This window comes from Paenibacillus sp. FSL K6-4396 (assembly GCF_038002525.1).
Taxonomy (GTDB): domain Bacteria; phylum Bacillota; class Bacilli; order Paenibacillales; family Paenibacillaceae; genus Paenibacillus; species Paenibacillus amylolyticus_B.
On the sequence record NZ_JBBOCR010000001.1, the window covers coordinates 4315040 to 4333608 of the forward strand.

13 protein-coding genes are annotated in these 18569 nt (G+C 45.1%); all 13 read right to left on the minus strand.

The window, feature by feature from the left end:
* Window positions 1-174: 174 nt before the first annotated feature.
* Window positions 175-2637 carry a DNA gyrase subunit A gene (gene gyrA, locus MHB85_RS18630; protein ID WP_091017925.1) on the minus strand — a complete coding sequence of 821 codons (2463 nt, stop codon included), beginning with the start codon at window positions 2635-2637 and terminating at the stop codon, window positions 175-177.
* Between the two features lie 12 nt (window positions 2638-2649).
* Window positions 2650-4629 (minus strand): DNA topoisomerase IV subunit B, encoded by a 1980-nt coding sequence (parE, locus tag MHB85_RS18635; protein WP_091017927.1) that lies wholly within the window; start codon window positions 4627-4629, stop codon window positions 2650-2652.
* 76 nt (window positions 4630-4705) lie between these two features.
* A complete protein-coding gene (locus MHB85_RS18640) occupies window positions 4706-5695 on the minus strand; it encodes an ABC transporter permease (protein ID WP_036613298.1) in 990 nt (329 codons plus the stop codon).
* Entirely contained in the window at window positions 5688-6653 is a 966-nt protein-coding gene (locus MHB85_RS18645; RefSeq protein ID WP_091017929.1) for an ABC transporter ATP-binding protein, read from the minus strand. Before MHB85_RS18645 ends, MHB85_RS18640 begins: the two co-directional genes overlap by 8 nt.
* Window positions 6654-7523, minus strand: a complete 870-nt coding sequence (locus MHB85_RS18650; RefSeq protein WP_091017930.1) for a GDSL-type esterase/lipase family protein — start codon at window positions 7521-7523, stop codon at window positions 6654-6656.
* A 293-nt stretch (window positions 7524-7816) separates the two neighbouring features.
* Window positions 7817-8620 (minus strand): CAP domain-containing protein, encoded by an 804-nt coding sequence (locus tag MHB85_RS18655; protein ID WP_091017932.1) that lies wholly within the window; start codon window positions 8618-8620, stop codon window positions 7817-7819.
* 259 nt (window positions 8621-8879) lie between these two features.
* Window positions 8880-9338, minus strand: a complete 459-nt coding sequence (locus MHB85_RS18660) for a GNAT family N-acetyltransferase (RefSeq protein ID WP_017687788.1) — start codon at window positions 9336-9338, stop codon at window positions 8880-8882.
* Complete coding sequence (gene purT, locus MHB85_RS18665) at window positions 9328-10515, minus strand: formate-dependent phosphoribosylglycinamide formyltransferase (protein WP_091017934.1); 1188 nt, start codon at window positions 10513-10515, stop codon at window positions 9328-9330. Before purT ends, MHB85_RS18660 begins: the two co-directional genes overlap by 11 nt.
* Window positions 10516-10767: 252 nt before the next feature.
* Complete coding sequence (locus MHB85_RS18670; protein WP_091017936.1) at window positions 10768-11790, minus strand: NAD(P)/FAD-dependent oxidoreductase; 1023 nt, start codon at window positions 11788-11790, stop codon at window positions 10768-10770.
* Between the two features lie 62 nt (window positions 11791-11852).
* On the minus strand, window positions 11853-12842 hold the full coding sequence (locus tag MHB85_RS18675; RefSeq protein ID WP_091017938.1) for an ABC transporter substrate-binding protein: 990 nt from the start codon (window positions 12840-12842) through the stop codon (window positions 11853-11855).
* 131 nt (window positions 12843-12973) lie between these two features.
* Window positions 12974-14476, minus strand: a complete 1503-nt coding sequence (locus MHB85_RS18680; RefSeq protein WP_341073398.1) for an AraC family transcriptional regulator — start codon at window positions 14474-14476, stop codon at window positions 12974-12976.
* A 349-nt stretch (window positions 14477-14825) separates the two neighbouring features.
* The gene (locus MHB85_RS18685; RefSeq protein ID WP_091017941.1) at window positions 14826-16676 is read right to left on the minus strand and encodes an ABC transporter ATP-binding protein; all 1851 of its coding nucleotides are present in this window, start codon (window positions 16674-16676) and stop codon (window positions 14826-14828) included.
* Complete coding sequence (locus MHB85_RS18690) at window positions 16673-18445, minus strand: ABC transporter ATP-binding protein (protein WP_091017943.1); 1773 nt, start codon at window positions 18443-18445, stop codon at window positions 16673-16675. Before MHB85_RS18690 ends, MHB85_RS18685 begins: the two co-directional genes overlap by 4 nt.
* Between the last annotated feature and the right edge of the window lie 124 nt (window positions 18446-18569).

An 18569-nucleotide genomic window follows, 5' to 3' on the forward strand; every position in this document is an offset into this window, starting at 1 on the left:
GCTCCAAAGCCGCATTCCTGCTGCCTTTTTTCAATTTCCTAGCGATCGACCGTAATCGACGAAGGTTGTTAAACTTCGCACGAATGCCCTCTTCTAATCCGCCTTTGAACAACAAAAAAAGACTCCTCGCATGACAGGATTAGCTGTTCTGCGAAAAGTCTCGTTTGTTTGTTTTTATGAAGATGATGCTGGTTGATTCTCATTGAAGTCCCTTAGAAGTTCAACGATCTCGTCCTGTTTGTCCACATGAACGATCAGCTTGCCAATATGTTTGCGCTCTGTAATCGGAACACCTTCCGAAGAGATCGGGAACACTTGGCCTTCTTTGGTCATTACAGTGATCTTACGTTGCTCTTTGCAATAAAACGCTCCAACAATACGGCTACCATTCGGTTTCACACGTTTGCCTTCTTTGAACTCGAATGTGGCAAGCCCCTTGCCTCCACGGCTCTGTATAGCGTAATCCAGAAGTAATGATCGTTTACCATATCCCAGATCGGACAACACGGCAACTTCGCCTTCATCTCCTTCTACCCATAGAGCCGATACAACTTCATCTGTTTCTCTTAACTGAATACCACGAACACCACCGGATACACGTCCCATTGGATTGACTTCATCCTCTCGGAAACGAATGGCCATGGCTTCTTTTGTAATCAACATAATATCTTGACCACCTGTACTCAGATGTACAGATAACACTTCATCGTCCTTGCCCACTTTACAAGCCGCAACTGCACCGGACCGTTTGGTAACATAATCCTTCAGCTCCGTTCGTTTCACCTGTCCTCTTCGCGTAACGAAGACCAGACTGTGGTTTGGCTCTTCAAAGGATTTCACAGCAAGCACACTTGCAATACGGTCATCTTTCGCAAGGGGAATGACATTCACAATGGCTGTGCCTGGATCTTTCCACTTGAATTCAGGTACCTGATGAACAGGTAACAGGAAATACTGACCTTTCCTCGTAAAGATAAGCAGATTCTCAAGTGTATTTACTTCCAGAACCTGAGCAATATAATCGCCGTCTTTTACACCACTTCCGCTCCGTTCACCACCAGAACGTGTAAAGGACTGCATGCCTGTACGTTTCACATATCCCTCTTTGGATAACGTAACAAATACATCTTCCGCATTCACAAGTACTTCAAGATTAACCTTAAGTTCTTCCACTTCACCCTGGATCGCAGAACGACGGTCTATGCCGTATTTCTCACGAATCTCCATCAATTCCTTGCGGATGACGCCGATGAGCTTGCGGTCACTATCCAGAATGGATTGTAATTGTGCAATCTTTTTCATCAGTTCACCGAGTTCCTTCTCCAGAGAATTAATCTCCAGATTCGTCAAACGGTACAATTGCAAAGTAAGGATGGAATCTGCTTGGCGTTCCGTGAATCCAAACATCCACATCAGGTTATTTTGGGCATCTTGACGGTTCTTCGACGCTTTGATGGCCGCAATGACCTCATCAAGGATGTTAAGTGCTTTTACCAAGCCCTCGAGCACATGCGCACGGTCTTGCGCCTTCTCCAGCTCAAACCGGGTACGGAAGGTTACAACCTCCCGCTGATGGGCAATGTAAGCCTCGAGGATCGATTTCAATCCTAATTGGTGAGGTGCTTTATTCACAATCGCCACCATATTGAAATTATAGGTGACCTGTAGGTCGGTTTTCTTCAGCAAATAAGCCAAAATACCTTGTGCGTCCGCTTCTTTTTTCAACTCAACCACGATTCGCAGACCTTCACGTCCGCTCTCATCACGCACTTCAGCAATACCTTCAACCTTCTTCTCAAGTCGGATGTTCTCCATCGCTGTAACCAGACGAGATTTCACGACCTGATAAGGAATTTCGGTAATGACGATCTGCTGTTTGCCACCGCGCATGTTTTCAATCTCGGTTTTGGACCGGATATAGATCCGTCCCTTACCTGTGCGATAGGCATCCAGAATGCCGTCACCGCCCATAATCAATCCGCCTGTTGGAAAGTCAGGACCTTTCATAAACATCATGATTTCGTCCAGCTCAATTGACGGTTTTTCCATCACAGCGATCGAGGCATCAATGACTTCACGCAAATTGTGTGTAGGAATCTCCGTTGCAAATCCGGAGGAAATACCGCTGACACCATTAACCAGCAAGTTCGGATAACGGGATGGCAATACAACCGGTTCTTTGGCCGTATTATCAAAATTATCCTTAAACAGAACCGTCCGTTTCTCGATATCGCGAAGCATCTCCATCGCGATGGGCGACAAACGGGCCTCCGTATACCGCATCGCCGCTGCCGGGTCATCATCCTGTGATCCCCAGTTACCATGACCGTCCACGAGCATATGGCCCATTTTCCATGGCTGAGCCATCCGCACCATGCCCTCATAGATGGATGAGTCACCATGTGGATGATAATTACCCATTACGTCCCCAACGGTTTTGGCAGACTTGCGGTAAGTCTTGTCAGGCGTATTACCTGAATCGTACATGGCGTATAGAATACGCCGTTGTACTGGCTTCAACCCATCCCGGACATCCGGAATGGCTCGATCCTGAATAATATATTTGGAGTAGCGACCGAAACGGTCCCCAACGACCTCTTCGAGAAAGGCCGGCATAAATTGTTCTGATGGACTCATTCCAAGCACCTTCTATTCTTCGTACTCTGTAAAGTCGACGTTCTCTACAATCCAGCGTTTCCGCGGATCAACCTTATCACCCATGAGCGTAGATACACGACGTTCTGCTTTTGCTGCATCAACAATCTGTACCTTCAGCATCGCACGAGTTTCCGGATTCATTGTTGTCTCCCACAGTTGATCCGGATTCATCTCACCAAGACCTTTATAACGTTGAAGCTCAACATTATTACCGAATTCCTTCATATAATTCGCCAGTTCTTCATCCGTCCATGCATATCGAACACTCGCAAGCTTACCAGACTTACGAGTAAGTTTGTACAATGGCGGCTGAGCAATATATATTTTGCCTGCATCAATTAAAGGCTTCATATAACGATAAAAGAAGGTCAACAGCAGCACCTGAATATGTGCGCCGTCCGTATCCGCATCGGTCATAATGATAATTTTGGAATAATTGCTGTCTTCAACTGCAAACTCGGTTCCTATGCCCGCCCCGATCGCCGCTGTAATGGCACGGTATTCTTCATTTTTGAGAATGTCGGCCAGCTTTGATTTTTCCGGATTGAGCGGTTTTCCCTTGAGCGGCAGAATAGCCTGAATCTTCGAGTCACGTCCCTGTTTGGCAGAACCACCTGCGGAATCACCTTCAACAATAAACAACTCATTTCGGGTAAAATCCTTTGATTGCGCCGGCGTTAGTTTGCCGTTCAGGTTGGAACTCTCACTGCGTTTCTTGCCTGTACGCATATCATCACGTGCTTTGCGTGCTGCTTCTCTAGCTCTGGAGGCTTGAACCGCTTTGCGAATTAACGTTTGAGCTACCTGCGGGTTTTCTTCCAGAAACCTTTGAATATTTTCGGAAACGACCGAATCCACAGCACTTCGAGCGGAAGCGCTGCCGAGCTGATCCTTCGTCTGACCTACGAACTCAACATCTGACATTTTGACACTGATGACGGCCATCATACCTTCACGCAGGTCATTACCTTCGAGGTTTTTGTCTTTTTCCTTAATCATGCTGGTACGCCGTGCGTAATCATTCATTACACGGGTATATGCAGCCCTGAATCCGGTCTCATGAGTACCGCCGCCCCGAGTAGGGATCGAGTTCACGAATGAAGCCAGTGTTTCCGTATAACCCGCGTTATACTGGATTGCCACTTCGACTTCAATGTCATCCTTCTCCGCATAGAAGTGAATAACATCATGCAGCACATCTTTATTTTCGTTAAGAAAAGCAACAAACTGGCTTGCTCCGCCTTCATACATGTATTCATCCTGATTGCCCGAACGTTCGTCCTTGAGCACAATTCTCAGACCTGAATTCAGAAAAGCAATCTCCTGAAGACGTTCTGCCAATGTATCATAATTAAATTGAATACCGCTCTGGAACACCCGAATATCCGGTTTAAATGTAACTTTTGTACCTGTCCGATTGGTATTGCCCAACACTTCGAGACCGGAGACCGGTTCACCGACATGTTCAATCCCTTTTTTGTCCTTCCAATACTCGAATCGCTGACGATGAATCTTGCCATCACGGAAAATCTCGACTTCAAGCCACTCGGACAATGCGTTTGTAACTGACGCACCTACACCGTGCAAACCGCCTGATTTTTTGTATCCTGATCCACCGAACTTTCCGCCTGCGTGCAAAATCGTAAACACGACCTGGGGAGTAGGAATCCCTGTTTTATGTATACCTGTCGGAATTCCCCTTCCGTTATCCTGAACCGTAATAGAACCGTCCTTATGCAGCGTGATATCGATTTTGGAGCAGAATTTGGCGAGATGTTCGTCGACAGCGTTGTCGACAATTTCCCATACCAAATGATGTAAACCTGAAGTGCTGGTGCTGCCGATGTACATCCCCGGCCGTTTCCGTACCGCCACCAACCCTTCAAGTACTTGAATGTCGTCCGCGTCGTAGCCTGAAGACCCCTGTCCTCCGCCTGTCGAACCTGCCGACATATCGATTTGCTCGACCATTCATGCTCCCCCTTCTTAACTTGCAACTAAAAAAATGCCTAAAATGCAAACAGATGTTTTCTTATCCTTGTCCATTTTAATTCAAGATATCCCGTTTCGTAAAGACAAGGAATGACACAATGAGTGAAGCAATGCCCCAAACACTAAGCACAATAAGGGAAAAACCTAAATTCATACCCTCGATTGGAGGTAACCCGCCAGACAAATAATTCGGAAGTTCGAGGTTAACCATGAACAGATACTTCGCTGTCTGCCAAGATGCTGCCATACTGGTCAAGATTGTTCCTGCAATCAGCGCTGCCATCATGATAACGATACTTGCAGCAGTACTGCGCACAAGCACGGATACCATAAATGCAAGCATAGCCACAATTACACTCACAAACCAGATCAGTCCTGCCTGCATAAGCATATACAACCACTGGTCTACAGCATGCACTGCCGACATATCGACATCTGTTCCCACAACTTTGAATCCTGTGAAGATTGGCATGTTGAAGCCTTTATAACCAAAGACCGCACCCGATATGACATAACATATAATGTAGGCGGATACCACGATGATCGAAACAAACATAATCAGCGTAATTAATTTGCTCAGAAGCACTTTCCAGCGTCTAACCGGACGCGTTAAAAGCATTTTAATCGTCCCTGTCGTACGTTCACCAGAAACAAGATCTGAAGCAATAGCCATGATTAACAGTGGAATAAACAATCCAACCGCGTTGTTCATGAACTCCCGCGTAAAGGTAACACCACCCGGTTCTTTGGGATTGATGTCATTCTCAAGATAATACTGCATCTGCTGGATATATACTGTTCTATATTTTTTGTACTCTTCAGGTACGCGATCGCTACCGAGCGAATTTTGGTTGTCTGTGATGGCCTGTTGCAGTTCAAGACGCCAATCGCCGCCAAACTTGTCGCGATTATTCTCCGCAGATTTCATCTGGGCATACGTAAACATCGGTACGAGGACCGCAAGTACAATAAATATAATATAAAGCCGTTTTTTCTTCACCATCTTAATCGTTTCATTGCGGATCAGCGGCATGATATTACTCAATGGATTCACCTTCTGTCATTTTTAAGAATAGTTGTTCAAGCGTAGGCTGGATCCGCTGTACCCCTTCAACCTGAATACCTGCTTGAACCATCTGCTGCACCAGATCAGGAATTCGATCTTCATGCATCTCGGCAACCACAGCGTTCGGACCAAGGCCCGCAACAATGGTATCATCCATCACATCCGCAGGTCGACCTACCAAAGCAATTCCTGCATCCTGTAACATCTTTTTGCCTTTCTCCAGTGGTGAAACATGCCATATGGCCAACTTGGAATGATCTTCAATCAGTTCGCTTACACCTCCAACGGCAAGCACACGCCCAGCACTGATAATGGCTACTCTGTCACAGAGAAGCTGAATCTCACTTAACAAGTGACTGCTGACAAATACAGCCATACCTTCGCTGGCAAGTTGCTTAATAAAGACACGAAGTTCCTTAATGCCTTTTGGATCAAGGCCATTTGTCGGTTCATCCAGAATGAGCAGACGCGGTCGCCCAAGCAGTGCTTGTGCAATACCGAGCCGTTGACGCATACCCAATGAGTAAGTTCTGACTTTATCGTGAATCCGCTGATCCAGACGCACAATATCCACAACTTCCTGAATTCGTTCATTGTCCACACCTGGTTGCATGCGGGCAAAATGCTCCAGGTTCTCCCACCCTGTCAGATATGTATATACCTCCGGATTCTCAACAATGGAGCCTACATACTTCAAAGCACGCTCAGGGTCTCGATTCACATCATAACCACAGACTTTAATTTTTCCTTCTGTCGGTTTGATCAGATCGACCAGCATCCGTATCGTAGTTGTTTTTCCGGCACCGTTGGGACCGAGAAATCCAAAGATTTCACCAGGTTTTACGTCAAATGTAACGTCTTTAATGATCCACTTGCGTCCGATCCGCTTTTTCAGATTCTGTACCGATAGGACGGAATCATACTGCTGCTCTGCCATTTAATTTCCGCTCCCTTCTGCCGGTGTATCTGCCTGGAATTCCTGTGCAATCCGAACTGCAATTTGCTCATAACCTTGTCCGTTGGGATGGAAATGATCTGACGAGAGATACTCCCCCAGATGATTTTCAAACAAATCGAATGTAGGGACCAGTGTCATCTTGTCCTCGTTGTTCAAAATAGCCAGTGCAGCATCGTTCCATGCAGCAACCACTGCATTACCCGGCTTCTCCAGTTCCTTCACATCGCCAAATGGATTGTACAACCCTATGTACGCAATCTGTGCATCGGGATTGATTTCTTTGACTTTCTTCAATATCTCTTGAAGGCGTTTGGACGTTTCCGGCAAAGCCGCTGCCAGCTGCTCTGCTGTTGGCGGATCTTCCCCCTGTAGAACTTGCCCCCCCTGGAACAGATCATTCGCGCCAATCGAGAGCAAAATAAAATTGGACTGCTGTAGGACATAACGTACGCCTTGCTCATCGAGTTTTTCCAATAAAGCATCCGTTCTCAAACCGTTCACACCCAGATTGTTAAGAACCTGAACGTCATATCCTTTATCTTTAAGCAGGTTCCCTGCACGTCTCACAAAACCGAGTCCCTCATCATCCCCCGTACCTCTTGCCAGGGAATCGCCAATGACGGCCATCCGAATCTTGCCATTTTCCACTACAGCGGGTTCTCCTTCCTTATCCTTGGATGGAGCAGTTGCCTCCTGGCCTGTAGTTAACGCTGAATCTCCCTCGGGGAAAATCACGTCTTTTATAGCGTATCCAAATCCAAATAACAACAACAAGGTTGCCAAGATGGATACTGTACTGACGGTTCTCCAGATCCATGGTGCTGAATCAAGGCTTTTTTTCTTTTTCATCATCACATCTCCGCTCATGTACACCAATCCGGGTGCTTAATAATTTATAATGACTTTACATTAAGGCGTGTCTAAAAATCCGCTTCCTTCGGAGTTTTCAGACACGCCCTGATGATGCTATTCCTAAATAACATAAATGTTCTGTCGTTAATTTGCAAATTTTGCCGCTACATTCGCAGAATTCATTTTCTATATGTCATTTAACGGAAAAAAGGTTATGCCATACACAGATTTCAACTGTGCTGGCATAACCTTGTGGAAAAGAAAGTTCATACTTTCTTCATTATAATTGCTTATTTACCGATAAACTCTTGAGCCCAGTATCCGTTGTAGAACCCTACACCGATATGCGTAAAGTTTTTGCTCAGGATATTGGCACGGTGTCCTGCACTATTCATCCAGGCTGTTACAACTTCCTGAGGTGTTTTTTGTCCTTTGGCAATGTTCTCACCTGCATAGCTGTAAGTTACTCCGAACTGTTTCATCATATCAAACGGAGAACCATACGTAGGTGACTGGTGATCAAAATAGTTATTGTTGCTCATATCTTTTACTTTGGCTACAGCTACTTTGTCCAGAAGAGCATCTGAAGTCAGAGCGTTCAGACCTGCTTTGGCACGCTCAGCGTTCACAAGTTTTACAACTTGCGTAGCAAAGTCGGATTGTGTGCTTTCGCTACCATTATTACTTGTATTGTTACCTGTATTTCCCGTATTTGAAGGATCTTTAGCCGGTGTAGTTTCCGGTTTTTCTTGAACTGGTTGTGTCGGTTTAGTCGGTTGCTCAGGCTTAGTTGTAGGCTCAGCAGGTTTTGTTGTTGGTTGAGTTGGTTTTGTTGTCGGCTCAGCAGGTTTCGTCGTTTGATCAGGCTGCGTAGCAGGCTTATCTACAATTTGCCCCTCGGATACGTTATATCCATTTTCTTTGAGCCATTTCTCAATATAAGCTTTCAAGCTGTCTGTACTTGTAATTTTGTACGTTGTGATAGTCTTATATGTTGAATCTGCAGCAGACGCGGAAGCAGGAAGCATTACCCCTACGGCCAGTACGGCTGTCAGACTACTCGTTACGACAGTTTTCATCCATTTCTTTTTCAAATTCATTCATCTCCTTAAAAATAGTTATTACAACTTTGTAATTAATACTCTAGCAGTATACCAATTCGACAGGAGATTGTGAACCTATAAAATATGGAAAAGTAACTTTTTTGTCATTTTTTAGCCATAAAAAAAAGACATTCTGACTAACAAAGTTAGTCGAATGTCGCTTCACCATCTATTTATCATTCACCACACCAGAATGTGCAGATCAGGATATCATGAGAATTTCCATGCAATAGAAGAAACTTTATTTATACTATAGAAGAACTTTACTGAACCGATAGCCTCTCTTCTGAAAACCAATGTGCTCATAAAAAGAGTACGTTGTCGAAGTCACTTCACGGTTTGCACCCGTGACAAACAGTTGTTTACCACCTTGCTGTCTGCCCCAATCTTCGGCACGAGCCATCAAACGACGGCCAATCCCACCACCACGATGTTCTTGACCTACAATCAGGGAAGTAATTTGTGCGGCAGGTTCTGGATAGGCATGACTTTGCACACATTGCAAGCCAATCACACCAATAATTTGTTCATCCACTTCGGCAACAAGCATGCATGCGTTTGGATTGGTTTCCAAACATTCAATACGTTCTTTCATGACATTGGTTGTTGTCGGATAGCTGACCTCTCGCATCAGTCCCGTTACCGCTTCAGCATCTCGTAGTTCACACTCTCGGATCATCAGTACAGGGGCCTCAACATTATTGGACATGATTTACCTCCACTTTCAGCATATTAGCGGCTTGCACCGCTGTTTTACGAGCTTCTTCCACATCTTGACCAGCACTTAAGGCTACAGCCATTCGGCGTCCTACTTTGGTCTCAGGTTTGCCAAATACACGAATCTGAGTACGAGGAAGAGCCAGTGCTTCTTCAATCCCGCCTACAGTAAAGTCAGATGTTTCATCATTAGCCTTCAGCGTTGCTGAAGCTCCCGGTGTCAACAGATGTACACCTGTGACCGGAAAACCAAGAATTGCACGTACATGCAGCGCAAACTCGGAACTGTCTTGCGTCACCATTGTAACCATACCTGTGTCATGTGGACGAGGAGATACCTCGCTGAACACAACACCATCCGAGGTCAGGAACAACTCCACTCCGAACAGTCCATAACCGCCAAGTTCATCTGTGACGGATTTGGCGATATGACAGGCCTGCTCCCATTGCTCAGGAGTCATTGCATGAGGCTGCCAGGATTCGACATAATCCCCATCCTTCTGAATATGACCAATCGGAGGACAAAATACGGTGCCTGATACAGACCTGACGGTGAGTAGTGTAATCTCACTGTCAAATTGCACAAAGCTCTCCACAATGACACGAACGGATTTGCCGCGAGCCCCCGAAAGAGCAATGTTCCAGCAATCCTCCACGTCGCCCGGTGTTCGGCATACACTCTGCCCTTTGCCGGAAGAACTCATTAATGGTTTAATGACACAAGGTGTGCCAAGCTCACGTACGGCTTCCTGAAGTTGTTCCAGGTTGTCCGCAAAAAGGTAATCAGCTGTCGGAAGTTTCAATTGTTCGGCTGCAAGCCGACGGATGCCTTCGCGATCCATCGTTAGACGTGCAGCTCGGGCAGTAGGCACTACACAAAATCCCTCTTCCTCAAGCTCCAGTAAAGCTTCTGTTGCAATAGCTTCAATCTCAGGTACGATGTAATGAGGTTTTTCTTTACGGATCAATTGTTTCAAAGCTTCGGCATCCAGCATGTCGATGCAGTAAGACCGGTGCGCGACCTGCATTGCAGGTGCGTTCTCATAACGATCAACAGCGATCGTCTCTACTCCCAGTCGTTGGGCCTCAATAACGACCTCTTTTCCCAATTCTCCACTGCCTAGTAGCAGCATTTTTTTGGCTTGAGCCGTAAAAGGAGCACCCCACATGTTCTTTCCAATCCTCCCAAAGAGAAATCTTCTATATCTGTCTCTCTATTTTCGGGGTTTTGGTTAAAGATTGCAAGAGTGCTCCCTATTTTTCTTGTGAATTTTACAAGATTTTTTGTGTTTTTTCGATCAAATTTTACAATTATCGCTTACAGATTCGTCAACCTTTCCATTCTTCCCAGAAATAAGGATATGTTGAAACAGCAGATTATAATATTCCAGTGAACATGAATAAGCAAACAAACCCCAAGTTTAGAACCTTGGGATTTGTTTGTTTTTTTCTCTGAAAATTTCATTATGGGAGGAGACGTACGCCATCATGGGAGCATCTGGAATCAAGTATTTTTTCGCACTATTTACAGCTAAAATCGCATCATTGAAGGCTCCGGCAATAAGTCTGACTTTGCTATCGTGAGTTGCACAATCCCCTGCAGCAAAAATACCCGGGAGGTTCGTCAGTGCATGGTGACTCATTAGAACCATTCCGTCATCCATTTCTAAGCCACAACTGGCAAGATCACTTAAATTGCTTTTATATCCATGACTAACTACGACTTCATCCACATCTAACAATACATTTTCCTGACTCTCCATATGCGTAATTACAACCTGATGGATACGTTCACCATGATTATGAAGCCGTGTGATGCTATATGGTGTTCTGACATCCGTTACATTGTTCATCTCGCTAACATTGCGTTCCATTGCACGAAACTCATTTTTTCGGTGGACGACCACTACGCTCCGTGCAAGTTGAGCAAGTTCAATTGCCCAATCTACTGCACTATTGCCTCCTCCTGAAATGAGCACACGCTTCCCGGAAAAATGTTCTGGATTTTGCACGGTGTAATGAAGATTCTCATGCTCATATTGAATCGGCTCCTGAAGCTCCAATTTCTGAATTTCTGCGATACCTCGGCCTACTGCGACAATGATTGTACGCGTATAGTGTATGTCGCCTTCAGCAGTATACAGAGCCAAAATCTCGTTGTCCAGCCTGGCGAACCGATCTACTTTGCAATTCAATTCAACCGTTGGATTAAAGGTATTCGCCTGCTGAACCAGATACTCAATCAACTTTGAACACTTCATTGGTGGCAGGCCGCCCACATCCCAAATAGTTTTTTCGGAATAGGTATGCAGAAAACCACCAAGTTGGTCTTTGCCGTCAATGATCTTAACTCTCATATCACGCATCCCGGCATAAAAGGCCGCATATAATCCTGCCGGTCCGCCTCCGACGATGGTCAAGTCATAGATATCTTCCTTATTCATTTTGGACACATCCTGTTATTTAGTAGTGAATTTAGAGATATGTGTAACATGAACCGTTTGCCTTATTTATTTTTCTCTTCAAAAACAGCTACAATGTCATCAATAACATACTCGTCAGCCAGTGGAGACATCCCCAGATTGAGCCATTCTTTACCACCAACCATGTACACATGATCATTTTTGACTGCTTTCAGATTTTTCCATAGTGAAGTTGCCAACATCTCTTCAAATTTCTTCTTAATTTCAGGATTCTTATCGTCATCCAGTTGAACGATCAAGTGATCTGCATCGTATTCAGGCAACACTTCCATGGATACGGACATGGCAACTTGATCTTTCGGGAAATTCGGGAGCGGATTCATACCCAGACGCTTGTGCACGAAGTTTCCACGGTCAAGGTTCTCCCCGTGAAGGACGATTTCTTTTTCCATGACTCGAATATAGAGAACTGTTTCTTCTCCGATCATCTCGTTTAATTTGTCGGCTGCAACTTTTTCCTTCGCTACCAAATCTTCAATAACCTTTTCTGCCTGTTCTTCTTTGTCCAGAATTTTGGCAATATCACGCAATTCGTCCCGCCAATCATCACGTTGTGGAAGAAGTACAGTCGGTGCAATCAGAGAAAGCTGATCATAATCCTTTTCGGACCACCAGTCAGGAGCTATAATCAAATCAGGCATTGTCTCCATAACCGCTTCAAAATTCGGCGTTCGTGCGATGCCCATTTTCATGGTATTCGCGAATGGCTCTTCCAAATAAGAAGGATGATCCTCGTGATAGTTCTGCACAGCAACAGGTACGATGCCAAGTGCATACAAAAACTCAGGATATACAAGGGACAGACCCACTACTCTTTGTGGTTCAACCGGGATTTCAATTTCTCCCATCTTTGTAGTCACTTTTTTTACCTGACTTGTTTCTGTTGGGGATGTATTGGCAGAACCAGTCTTCTGGCCTTCGCTCGTAGCCTCACCTTGCCCCGTTGCACCGCAAGCCGAAATAATGAGCACCAACATCATGGTGCATAGGACCGTTAACCATCTGAATCTCATTCTTTATGTACCCCCTATATGGCATTTAGTTATGACAACGTCTAATTAATAATAATTATCATTATCATTTGATATAGGAGTAAGTATATTAAAATATGTTCAGGTATGATATTGACTATTCAGACTTTTTGCTATGGACGATCTTGCCATAACTTTAATATTTCATCCAACATAAGCTCATGGGTAAACGCAGTGTAGTCCAGCAGGACGCTCGACAAAAGGATATCCACTCTGCCATTCTGTACCGCTAACAACGCAAGCCATTCTTCAGACTTACGCACAGCAGACCATGTCTGCCTGGATGTCTCGTCATCACCCACAATCAGTAATATTCTTTCCACGTTGAGAACAGATAGCTCCTTAATGGTCACTGTGCCCCGTTCCCAATAAGTCTCAACTCCTTCGGGACCCTCCATTTGCATATCAACGTAAAAAACGGAAGCAATGCTCCTTGGGCCTAACATCTGCAACGCTTCACCATGAACTTTGAGTACAACCAGCCTGTCTTTTCGTATGAAATCTGTAAGTTGATTCTTAATGATCTTTGCCTTCTCTTCATATCTTTGAAGCCACACCTCTGCAATATCCGACCTGTCCAAAAAGCTTGCAACATATCTCAAATGTTCTCTCCAATCGCTTTTTCCCCACGAAAGGTCACACACAGGAGCAATGGATTGAAGCTGACTTTGCGGAGTCTCAGACTCTGTCCCAATCGTAATAATATAATCAGGTTTAACTAATCGAAGCTGTTCCAGCCAGGTGGTCTCACTCTGTGCGAGTGGCATAACTTTGTCCGTTTCATATTTACGTCTATAATAGTATGTCCACGGATGACTCGCCGGCGCGGCACAGGGAATGATCTGCAATGCAAGCAGTATACCAATGCTCACAGAATGAACTGCAGCAATTTTTTGTTTGCTATTACGTATAAACGCTGCTGGTGGAATGCCAGAGATTTGCTTGAATTTACGCCGGAAATACGTCTCATCCTGATAGCCCACGTACGATGCCACATCCTTGAGTCGATAACTGTGATCATTTCTCATTAAGATCTGGGCTTGTTTAATTCGATATAGCGTTAAATAGTCCACTGGACTGTAACCATACCTTTTCTTGAATAAACGCATGAAATGTCGAGGGCTCATTCGTGCCACATTTGCTAATTCCTCAATGGTTAATCTCTTTGAATAATTCTGCTCCATGTAGCCTTTAACATGTTCAATTGGTGAAGCCAGATCCGTCTTTTCGGCACTGGCCACGTCGTAAAACATGGTATACAATAGTTCCTGAAAACGAATCTGACCATAGTACCTTTGCAAACCATCCTTCTTCAATGTGTGATGGTAAATCATCTGACAAATCACGCCAACAGCAACGGGTGAAGATGAGCTGACCTCGCCATTCACTTCATTACGTAAAAGTTGCTTCATCATCTCAAGGGCTGTTCCACCCTCCTGCTCCAGTGCGTACATGACATCAAAACTCATGTGATACACACCTCGTTCGTCCAACGAATGCACATTTGCCTCAACCAGTTGCCCCGGGAAGCCTACATAAAGTCCGCCCGCCTTCAATTCAATGAAACTGCCATCTATCTTTAACCACCCTTGTCCACTGGCTACAAATAATAACATGTATGTTTCAATGAAGTGTTTCCTCAGAAGCCACTCCGTCGCAGGATCACTCGTATAATTCACGTGAAGGAGCCTAAAATTCATATGATCCAGATGATCCAAATGCTTTGAATTTATTTCGTTGTTGTCCATCTGCATTGATCTCCCTCCATACCATGAACGATTGTATTGATTTCATTCTTCAAAAATATAACATACCACACTAACGAATAAAAAAAACACACCGGCTATCCTCTAACCTGTCTTCAATGAATAAGATGCACTTATTATTGAAGGATCAGGCTATAGAACGCCAGAGTGTTATAAGTTCATATGTGTTCAGACGCTTCACAGGCGTCCGAAGGTTTCATTACAAAAATCTGTATTGAGCTTCTATTAATCCATTATAAACGCCTTGTTTTTGGATCAGCTGCTCATGGTTGCCCTCTTCTTTAATTTCACCATGATCCAGGACGATAATGTTATCTGCATTCCGGATGGTTGAGAGACGGTGAGCGACCATAAAGGACGTTCTTCCCTGCAACAGCACCTTCAACGCTTCCTGGATTTTAAGCTCTGTCTCCGTATCAATACTGGCTGTAGCTTCATCCAGGATCAGTATGCGTGGATCAGCAAGCAGCGCACGGGCAAAGGATAACAGTTGTCGCTGTCCCATGGATAATACGTTCCCACGTTCCTCTACTTCGGTATCATATCCGCCAGGCAGCTTCATGATGAACTCATGTGCATTGACTGCTTTGGCTGCGTCCTCCACCTCTTCATTCGTTGCATCCAGTCGTCCAAATCGAATATTGTCACGAATCGTCCCCGAGAAGATGAAGGTATCCTGTAATACAATGCTGATCTGGCTGCGTAAACTCTCTACCGTTACATCCCGCACATCCTGTCCGTCAATGGTGAGACGTCCGCCAGATATATCATAGAAACGGCTGATCAGATTGATGATCGTACTTTTACCTGAGCCCGTATGACCAACAAGTGCAATCGATTGGCCCGCAGCCGCCGAGAAGCTGATCCCTTTCAGCGCCTGTCTGCCCTTCTCGTATTCGAAAACAACATTTTCAAATGCGATATCTCCTTTAATAGAAGGAAGTGGCTTGGCACCTGGTTTATCCGCAATACTTGGTTTTTCATCCATGAATTCGAAGATACGCTCCGATGATGCCATCGCAACCAACAACTGATTGTACATCTGTCCCAGACGGTTGATCGGGTCCCAGAAGTTGCCGACATAGTTGGCAAACGCGACAAGTAATCCCACGGTCAACTGACCTTCCTGAATCAGATACGCACCAAACCAGAAAAGGATTAATGTACCGAATCCTCCGGTAATCTCAATCAGCGGTCCGAAGCCCTGGTTCATCGCTGATGCTCTATCCCATGACTTTTTGCTGGACAGATTCATGTTGTCAAAATATTTCATGTTCTCTTTTTCCTGTGTGTAAGCCTGAGTCACTCGAATCCCCTGAATGGATTCATTCAAGTGGGAGTTAATCCGAGAGTTCTTCATACGCACATCCTGCCAAGCCCGACGGATCAGCACCCGCAGTTTGGTCGAGATGATAAACATGATTGGCACCGTAATGATAACGGCAAGACCCAGTTTCCAGTTAATCAACAGCAAGATCACAATGATCCCGAGCAACTGTACGCAGTCGATCATGACGTTAACTGCACCATTGGTGAACAGATCCTGAAGTGAGTTAATATCATTTGTAACACGCACCAGTACGGAACCTGCCGGTCTTTTGTCAAAAAAGTTAAAGGATAGCTTCTGGATATGCTTGAACAGATCCGAGCGAAGATCATAAATAACGCGCTGTCCGATAATGTTCGTCAGTTTGATCCGGTACGTATTCGCAGCCCATTGAATCAGATACAAAACAAATATGGAGCCTGCGATAAGATAAAGCATAGTCATGCTTGGCAACCCCGTTGCCGGTGCGATGGCCCGGTCAATTGCCAGACTGATCAGAAACGGTACAGACAATTTCGTAATGGTACCCAAGATCATCATTAGAATAACAAGTGGTAACAGTTGTTTCGCATAGGGTTTCATGTATGCAAACAAACGTCCGAACTCTTTCCAGTTAAACGGTTTTTCAATAATTTCATCGTCCTGATACACAAAGCGTTCATTCAGTTTCTTCTCAGAGGCCCCTTTGGCCTCGCGCCTGTCTGCTATCGTTTCGGCACTCATGAATTCACCTGCTCCCCAGCCTCCCGCTTACCGCGGGCAATATAATCTGCATATTGAATTTTATAAACATCCTGATATGGTCCAGGCACTTCAATGAGTTCGGTATGTTTGCCACGTTGTACCACGCGACCTTCATCGAGCACCAGAATCTCATCTGCATGTCGTAGTGAAGAAATACGGTGTGCAATAATAAATGTCGTTCTGCCGCGCATAACTTCCTGGAAACCGGATTGAATCTCGTGTTCTGTCTCCATGTCCACGGCGCTTGTTGCGTCATCAAGTACCAGAATTTTCGGATTTTTCAGCAAAGCCCTTGCGATCGCAATCCGCTGTTTCTGTCCACCCGATAAACCCATACCGCGCTCACCAACCACCGTGTCATATCCGTCCGGGAACTCCATAATGAAGTCATGTGCCTTGGCCAGCTTGGCTGCACGGATGATCTCATCCATGGTGACGTTCTTAAGCCCGTAGGAAATATTATTGCGAATGCTGGATGAGAACAGGAATGTTTCCTGGAAGACAGAAGCAATCTGACTCCGCAAACTGCGGATACCTATATCTTTGATGTTTTTACCATCCAGCTTGATCGTTCCCGAGTTCACGTTATATGCACGCATCAGAAGCTGAATGATAGTCGATTTACCTGACCCTGTTCCCCCGAGGAAACCGATTACAGAACCGGGTGCAGCGTCAAAATTAATATCGGTTACCGCTGGCATTTTGTTGCCGTAGGCAAAGGTAACGGATTCAAACGTTACATGGCCGTTGACCTGGTCTGCCTCCACAATGACCGGATCTTGCGTTTCTTCCACGTCCACTGGCGTATTGAGCAGTTCGAGCACCCGTTCACCTGAAGCTTTGGATTGCGTATAGTTGTTGATATGGAACCCAAGGTTCCACATTGGACCGATTATGTACCAGATCAAACTGAAAAAGGCAACGAGTTCACCAAGTGTCAGCGTCTTCTGTATAACCATTCTTCCACCAATCACCAGCAACAGCACGATACTCACCGAAGCAAGAATCTCCATGATCGGAAAATAACGACTCCACAATGTTGCCGCATGAATCTGATTTGTTTTGTAACGTTCATTACGTGTAGAGAATTTCTCCACTTCATAAGGCTCACGTGCAAAGGATTTTACCGTACGTACGCCAGTGATATTCTCCTGTACCGCTGTTGTCAGTGAACTGAGCGCCAGCCGCATCTCCTGAAACGCAGGGTGAATTTTGGATTCGAATCTCAGCGCAACGAAGGCAAGTAATGGGATGCATATGAGCGTGAACAGCGTCAGCTGCCAACTCATGGTCATCATCATGATTGCGCCGAATACGACCATCAAAACCATGTTGAGAATCTGGGCGAAACCAAATCCGATAAAGTTACGGATGGCTTCCAAATCTCCCGTGAGGCGGGACATCAGATCACCTGTCTTGGCCGTATCATAATAACGGAAGGATAAAAATTGAAGCTTTTCATAACATGCGTTACGAAGTCTGTACGCCAGGAAGTTACCCAAGCGTCCTCCAAAAAAGCCATGTAAAAACTGCATTCCCGCTTTCAAAATAACTACACCTAACACTGTCAAGGCAATCATGGGAACGTCTTCAAAAGTTCGCGGAACAATGATGTCATCAATCAGTATCCTCAGCATGTAAGGATACACCAACCCAAGTGCGGTCGCTAAGGCGAGGAACAAGATTGATACAAATAAATACGTTCGCTTTTCCCAAAAAAAGATTTGCAGTTGCCTAAGAACATCCATGTTTCTCCTCCTCTTATGTCGTTCAAAAATACTATGAACATTTATGAAGTTTATCACCGTACCCCATTCGCGGCAAAGCGAATAACAGACCATATTCTGCCTGCTTTCAGCTTATTGACGCATT